The following is a 533-nucleotide window of genomic DNA, read 5'->3' as shown; positions in this document are numbered from 1 at the left end:
GTAAATCATGACAAAACTGAATTTTATAAAACAAGGTCTGCGCGTTCTTGATATAGAACGTCAAGCACTTAGTGATATTACTCAATATGTAGATGAAAACTTTAATCAAGCATGCCAGTTAATGTTTGATTGCAAAGGACGTATTATAGTTATTGGCATGGGGAAGTCTGGTCATATAGGCACTAAAATAGCAGCAACTCTTGCTAGCACAGGTAGCCCTGCTTTTTTTGTACATCCAGGTGAAGCAAGTCACGGCGATTTAGGTATGATCACTTCAAGTGACGTAGTAATACTTATCTCCAACTCAGGGGAGACCAGCGAAGTATTAAATATTATTCCGGTTTTAAAACGCCTTGGTGCAAAAATAATAGCCATGTCGGGTAATACAGAATCTACAATGGCAATACTTGCTAATGTACATGTATGCATTAAAGTAGAAAAAGAAGCTTGCCCTTTAGGGTTAGCGCCAACAGCAAGTACAACGGCAACACTCGCCATGGGAGATGCTATGGCTGTCGCGCTTTTAGAAGCTC

The 533-nt window shown here is 40.0% G+C and carries 1 protein-coding gene; it reads left to right on the top strand.

Annotated features, from left to right (window positions below):
• Positions 1–7: 7 nt before the first annotated feature.
• Positions 8–533, top strand: a 526-nt coding sequence (locus I6F66_RS22080) for an SIS domain-containing protein (protein WP_197209890.1), incomplete at its 3' end; no start/stop codon positions are given.

This window comes from Pseudoalteromonas sp. NZS100_1, assembly GCF_015864285.1.
Lineage (GTDB): Bacteria > Pseudomonadota > Gammaproteobacteria > Enterobacterales > Alteromonadaceae > Pseudoalteromonas > Pseudoalteromonas arctica.
This window is presented reverse-complemented; position numbering and strand designations above follow the sequence as displayed.